The 6,304-nt window shown below is 67.8% G+C and carries 6 protein-coding genes and 2 tRNA genes; all 8 read right to left on the bottom strand.

Features of this window, described 5'->3' with window-relative positions:
* Positions 1 to 33: 33 nt before the first annotated feature.
* Positions 34 to 240 (bottom strand): DNA-directed RNA polymerase subunit omega, encoded by a 207-nt coding sequence (locus K2R93_04455; protein MBY0489071.1) that lies wholly within the window; start codon positions 238 to 240, stop codon positions 34 to 36.
* A gap of 3 nt (positions 241 to 243) precedes the next feature.
* The gene (gmk, locus tag K2R93_04460) at positions 244 to 891 is read right to left on the bottom strand and encodes a guanylate kinase (GenBank protein MBY0489072.1); all 648 of its coding nucleotides are present in this window, start codon (positions 889 to 891) and stop codon (positions 244 to 246) included.
* Positions 888 to 1,805 carry a YicC family protein gene (locus tag K2R93_04465; protein ID MBY0489073.1) on the bottom strand — a complete coding sequence of 306 codons (918 nt, stop codon included), beginning with the start codon at positions 1,803 to 1,805 and terminating at the stop codon, positions 888 to 890. Before K2R93_04465 ends, gmk begins: the two co-directional genes overlap by 4 nt.
* Positions 1,806 to 1,838: 33 nt before the next feature.
* Entirely contained in the window at positions 1,839 to 3,773 is a 1,935-nt protein-coding gene (locus K2R93_04470) for a Plug domain-containing protein (protein MBY0489074.1), read from the bottom strand.
* A gap of 8 nt (positions 3,774 to 3,781) precedes the next feature.
* Complete coding sequence (locus K2R93_04475; protein MBY0489075.1) at positions 3,782 to 5,263, bottom strand: leucyl aminopeptidase; 1,482 nt, start codon at positions 5,261 to 5,263, stop codon at positions 3,782 to 3,784.
* Between the two features lie 162 nt (positions 5,264 to 5,425).
* Positions 5,426 to 5,497 (bottom strand) — tRNA-Asn (locus K2R93_04480).
* Positions 5,498 to 5,617: 120 nt separating this feature from the next.
* Positions 5,618 to 5,701 (bottom strand) — tRNA-Leu (locus tag K2R93_04485).
* Positions 5,702 to 5,764: 63 nt separating this feature from the next.
* Positions 5,765 to 6,304: Spy/CpxP family protein refolding chaperone (locus K2R93_04490; protein ID MBY0489076.1), on the bottom strand; the 540-nt coding region annotated here is incomplete at its 5' end.

Genomic DNA, 6,304 nt, shown 5'->3' on the forward strand with positions numbered 1-6,304 from the left:
GGCGCGGCGCGGGGACTACGACGCCGACTGGCTTCAGGCCGTCGGGCGGCGCGGCACGACCTTGTACTCGATCGACCCGCCGGAGAGCTCCTCGAGGGCGCGCGTCGTCAGCTTCTTCTCGTGCAGCGAGCGGTCGCGGGGAAATTCGTTGAGGCGGCGCGCAAACTTGGCCGCGATGAGCACACTCAGATACTTGTTGGCCGCGTGCTTCGATACTTCGGTCGGCGTAAACACCTGCATACGTCAGTCGCCCCTGCTGAAGACGTGAATTTCCTGTTCGAGCTGCGCGATGAGCGCCTCGACCTGCGCTTCGACTTCCTGCACCCGGTCGTGGCGCAGCCCTTCGGCATCAATGATGGCACTCACCTGCTTCACGGCCCGCTCGAGGTCGTCGTTCACCACCACGTAGTGATAGTGTCCCACTTCCCCCAGTTCGGCGCGCGCGTTTCGCAGACGCACGAGCAACCGCTCGCGATCTTCGCTCTTCCGCGCCGTGAGGCGGCTTTTTAGCACCTCGCCGGACGGTGGCAGCACGAAGATCAGTACCGTTTCGGGAAACGCGAGATGGAACTGTCGCGCCCCCTGCACGTCGATATCCATGAGTACGTGCCGGCCACTGGCCAACACATCCCGCACCTGTGAGCGCAGGGTCCCATAGTAATTCCCGTGGACCTCAGCCCATTCGGCGAACTCGCCCGCATCCCGTGCGGCCAGGAACGCCTCTGGAGAGAGGAACCGGTAATCACGCCCGTCCACCTCACCTTCGCGGGGGGCGCGCGTCGTGCAACTGACAGAATAACCCAGGTCGGCACGCCGCTCCAGCAGACGGCGCGCGATTGTTGTCTTTCCGCCACCGGACGGGGCGGACAGGATGACCGGAAAGGTGGTCATTCGAGGTTCTCGACCTGCTCGCGGATCCGTTCCAGCTCCTCCTTCAGTCCGACGACTTCATGGAGGATGGCCGCATCGGCGGCCTTACTGCCCGTGGTATTCGCCTCGCGCAGCATTTCCTGAAGCAGGAAACCGAGCCGCTTCCCGACGGGTTCGCCGTCGGCCTCCGCCAGGGCGCCCCGAAAGGCCGCCAGATGCGAGTGAAAGCGATCGAGCTCCTCGGCCACGTCCATGCGGTCGGCCAGAATCGCGATCTCCTGCGCCAGCCGCGTTTCGTCGATGGTCAGCCCCTCGGTCAGCTCACGGACGGAGGCTCGCAGCCGGTCACGATGCGCCACCAGCCGCTCCGGTGCGCGCGCGCCAATGCGCTGCAGCGCCCCTTCGATCACATCGAGCCGCTGACGCAGCACGGTGGCCAGCCGATGGCCTTCTTCGGCCCGGGACTTCGCGAGCGCCTCGAGGGCGCGATCCACGATGCCGACGAGCTCCTCCACGGTGCCCGTCGCATCGTCCTCCCGGGTCGCCGCGAGCACGTCGGGCATGCGCAGCACGCTCGCGAGGTCCACGCCGCCGGCGAGCGCGTAGCGATCCACCAGTGTCTTGAGCTGCGTCACCACCGCCGCGAACCGCGCCTCGTCAATTGCGATGGGCGAGTCGGTCAGGCGCTCCGCGCGCGCCGAGAGGGTGACGTGCCCGCGGCTCACCTTGAGCCGCATCGCTTCGCGCACGTCCGTTTCCCAGCGCGAAAAGCTCCCCGGGAGCTTGATGCTGGGCGAGAAGAATCGGTGGTTGACCGTGCGCACATCCACGATCACCCGCAGCGATCCGACGGTGCCTTCGGCTTGGCCGAAGCCAGTCATGGAGCGAATCATGCTGGCGGCAATGAAACGCGTCCCGAGAGCAACGTCAACCATACGCGACGCTCAGGGGGCATGAGCCGGACGTGTTCAGTTGAAGAAGGTCCAGCGCATCCCGTACAGCTGGACCGCCGGCGGCATCGTGATGCCGCGAATCTGTTCGTACGCCCCGCCGGTGAGGTTGCGGTACTCGTAAAACAGGGTGGCCTGCTGGATGCGGATCTCGAGCAGCCCGGTGACCACCTGCGCCACCTCAGTCACCTGCAGCTCCGGCGTCGCCACGGTGCCGTAGTTGAACGGTACGCCGTCGCGCCGGTCGTACATGATGCGCGTGTTCAGGCCAAACTCGCCCTTCGGAAAGCGCTTGCGCCAATCGGTCACGACAGCGAGCTCCGCATGCACCGCGGTGCGTGGGCGATTGTACTGACCGGTGTTCCAGCGCACCGCCTGCAGGTCCATCTGGATGGCTTTGTACAGGATGCCCTGCGCGGACGCGAGAATCCCCTGCGACGGCGCCGCGGCAATCTCGATGTTCGGCAACCCGAGCAGCGGCAGGTTCTGATACACCGCGCGATCGGTCCTGATCAGCCCACCGCCCAGCCACAGGCGGCGGAAGCGCACGGCGGCTTCGGCGCGCGATGCATTGTTCACCGGGCGCAACGTGGAATCGTTCGGACTGCGCCGGCTGTACGCGGTCGTGAGGCGGAGCCACGCCAGCGGCTGCACCCGCACGAACGCTTCGGCCCGCTCGGTCGAATCCCGTCCGTTCCGCTCCACCCACAGCCCCGCGTCGAGCATGCCGAGCGAGTAGCTGCCGCGCAGCGCGGGGGCGTGCTGGCTGTACCCCGGCTGAACGCGCAGCCGGTCGGTCAGCGACAGCTGCCAGTTCCGTCCGCGATACCCCACCGCCGCGACCTGCTGCGTCCGACCGGTGACGGTGTCCATCTGAATCTTCGTCGTATCCTTGCCGACGATGAGCACGCTGTCCTTGTTGTCGATCTTGCTGCGCAGCGCCTGCACGAGCGCCTGCGCCCAGAACCCGCGCGTGGTGTCGCCGTAGCCCAGTCGCAGGTAGCCATCGCGCCGTTGGCCCTTGAAACCCGGGAGGTCGGTAAACCCTTCACGCGCCGTGTGTGGATCGCGGTCGCGCGAGACGGCCTGCGCGAAGAGGTCCACGCTCATCTTGCCGCGCGACCATCCGGTGCGAAACAGGAATCCCTGGAGCGTGCCGTCGCCGCGTCCGCGCGAGACGCCACTGGTCGTGAACGCCGAGACGCGACCGGTCTGCGTTGCCACCTGCTGTCCGCCCAGCTGCAACAGCATGCCGTTGCGCCAGCGGCGCGCGAACTGGCCACGAAACGCGTTGGTGTTCAGATCGCCGGTGAAGATGTCCACGCGGGTGTACGGAATCGTCTTGGTGACGGTCCAGGTGCGCATCCACACCCGCACCTCACCCGGCGTTCGCTCGATGACCAGTTCGTCGAGCGTCCAGAGCGCGATGTCGGTCAGATCCTCGAGCCCGCGGCTGCGCGATCCGATGGGATCGAGTTCTACGCCGTCGAGGAACAGGCGGAGTCGCGCGCCATCGCCCAGATAGGTGGCCGCGTGCAGCCCGGCGGTCCAGCCGCTGCGATAGGTCGTGATGCCCGGCACCTTGTCGAGAATGTCGACGATGTTCTCGGCGCCGGTCTGCAGGATCTGTTCACGGGAGAAGCGCAGACGGGGCGAGAGCTCCACATCATGCGGCATCTCGAAGCGGGCGAGCGGCGCCTTGATGGTGTCGCCCTTCACCGCCTTGTCGAGACTGTCGAGGCGCAGGCTATCGGCGATGCGCGCATTGCGCTGGCGGATCCGCTCAGCCGCCGAGTCGGCGGGCGACATGGGCGGCTGCGCCGGCGACGCCGCCGGCGCGGCCAGCTTGACGCTGTCGCGTGGCGGTTGGCGCTTGGTGGTATCCACCTGGGCGGAGAGCGTGAGCGGCATCAGCCACGCCACACCCACCGCCACGAGATGGCGCATCGCCATGGCGCGAATCACCGGCGCGCGCGAGCCCGTGCGATTTCCACGAACGTGCCCACCGGCGTGCCGGTTGGCCCCTTGGGAATCCAGCCGAGATCGCTCTGCGAGTACGCCGTGCCGGCGACATCGAGATGCACCCAGGGGAAGCCGTCGACGAACTCCTGCAGGAAGAGCGCGGCCGTGATCGAGCCAGCGGCGCGACCGCCGGTGTTCTTGAGGTCCGCCACGTCCGACTTGATCTGTTCCTTGTACTCGTCGAACATCGGCAGCGACCACCCCGGCTCACCGGCGGCGTTGCCCGCGGCGAGCACTTCGTCGATCGCGGCCTGCTCGTTGCCGAACACGCCCACGGCGTTGTGGCCCAGGCCAATCACGATGGCCCCGGTCAGCGTTGCCGCGTCAATCGCGATAGCCGGATCGAAGCGCTTCGCGTACGCCAGCACGTCGGCGAGGACGAGTCGTCCTTCGGCGTCGGTATTGATGATCTCGATCGTCTTGCCGTTCATGGCGCGCACGACATCGCCCGGCTTCACCGCGGTGCCCGAGGGCATGTTGGTCGTAGAGCCCACGAGGCCCACGACATTCACCGGGAGCTTGAGCCGACCGATGGCCTCCATCGCGCCCATGACGCCGGCGGCGCCGGCCATGTCGAACTTCATCCACTCCATCTCCGGTGCCGGCTTGATGGAGATGCCACCGGTATCGAAGCACAGGCCCTTGCCGACGAGCACGATGGGCTTCTGATCGCTCGGCCCGCCGCGATACTCCAGTGCCACGAGCTTGGGATCTTCCGGCGTGCCCTGCGCGACGCAGAGGAAGGAGCCCATGTTCAGTGCGGTCATCTCGGCACGACCGAGCACGGTGATCTGCATGCCGTGCCGTGCCGCGATCTCGCGACCCACCTGCGCAAACGTTTCGGGCGTGCAGACGTTGCCGGGCATCTGGCCGAGCCGCTTGGCAATCGCCTGCCCTTCGCTGATCGCCACCCCGGCATCGAGCGCATCGCGCACGCCGGGCGCATCGGCGGTGACCACGGTGATACTCGTCAGGCGCGCACGCCGATCCTTTTCGGGCGGCGGGGTCTGCAGATCGGGATACTGCCAGGTGCCAGCCGCGGCGCCCACCACAAAGCCTTCCACAGCCGCCGCGTCGGCGTCCGGGCTCCAGATGTGCATCGCGCCGGTGCCGATCTTGTTGGCCTGCCGCGCCGCGATCGCCGCCGCGCGCCGCGCCGCAGTGCGCGTGATGGCGCCCGCGCCGCGACCCACCAGCAGCACGCGCTGCACCCCGCCCTCGCCGCCCATCAGGAAGAGCGTCTCATCACGACCACCACGGAAGTCCCGCCGCGCGATCGCTCGCCCGATGGCGCCCTGGACGGTGGCGTCGATCCCGGTCAACCCGGCATCCATGGTAGGATCGGCCGGAAGCACGACGGCCAACAGTGGCGTCTCGAGTGCGGCCGGCGCGGTGTGCGACAGCTGGACGGAAAGCGACATGGCGAGAGGGCAAATGAGGTCAACGCGTCACCGGATGATGACGGCGTGGGCGGAAGCTACTCAACGGGATGGCTGCCGCGAACTGCGGCGGGGCCAGGCTCCGCCGTACTACCCAACGCACGAAGCCCGGTTTCCCCTGAGGGAGACCGGGCTTCGCGCACACTGGGGCGGGTGGACTCGAACCACCAACCGTCCGATTAACAGTCGGATGCTCTGCCATTGAGCTACACCCCATCGGGCACAACCGAGGCACTACCCGCACAAGACGATGCACGGGCGCGGTGGTAATCTCGGCCCGCGCTCCCCGGAACTCAACCCCGTGTGAATACGGCGGCTGCGTGCGGAGCGTGCGCATGCCCAGAGTGGGGGTCGAACCCACAAGACCTTGCGGTCGGGGGATTTTGAGTCCCCTGCGTCTGCCAATTCCGCCATCTGGGCTCGCATCGACACGCGGGTCGATCGCGAGCCCTCAGGATATCACGTGCGGCGACGCGCCGCTACTCAGCGCGGCGGTGGGCGCAGCCGATTCCGACGCAGTCCACCACCGAGGCCGTTGCGTCCGGCGCCCGCGGAGTCCGGTGCCGCCAGCCGCTGCTGCTGCAGTTCCTGCATCCCGCGGCGCAGTTCGTCCTGCAGGCCGAAGTAGCGCGCGCGCTGCAGCGGCGAGAGGAACTTCGCGAGTTCCCGCTGCTCGCGCTCCATGAGATCCACGCGACGGCGCTCGAGGCGCGGCAGCTGCTCGAGCAGGTCGGCCACCTTGGCCTCGTTGGCCTTGTCGCCCGCCAGCAACTCCTGTCGCATGGCGAAGCGCGCGGTGAGCTCATCGCGCCGCAGGGCGCGCCGCTCGTATTCCGTCTTGCTGGCCACGTCCTGCAACCGCGTCACCTGCTCGTCGGTGAGGTTGAGGCGCTGGCGCACAACGACGAGCAACCGCTCCTGCAGTCGCTTTTCGAGGGCCGCCCGGCGCGGATCATCGGGGTTGAGGCCGGCGCCGAGCCCGCGCGCCGCCCCGCGCGCCCCGGTACCGGGCAGTCCGCCCGG

The sequence above is a fragment of the Gemmatimonadaceae bacterium genome, assembly GCA_019752115.1.
In the GTDB taxonomy this organism is placed as follows: domain Bacteria; phylum Gemmatimonadota; class Gemmatimonadetes; order Gemmatimonadales; family Gemmatimonadaceae; genus Gemmatimonas.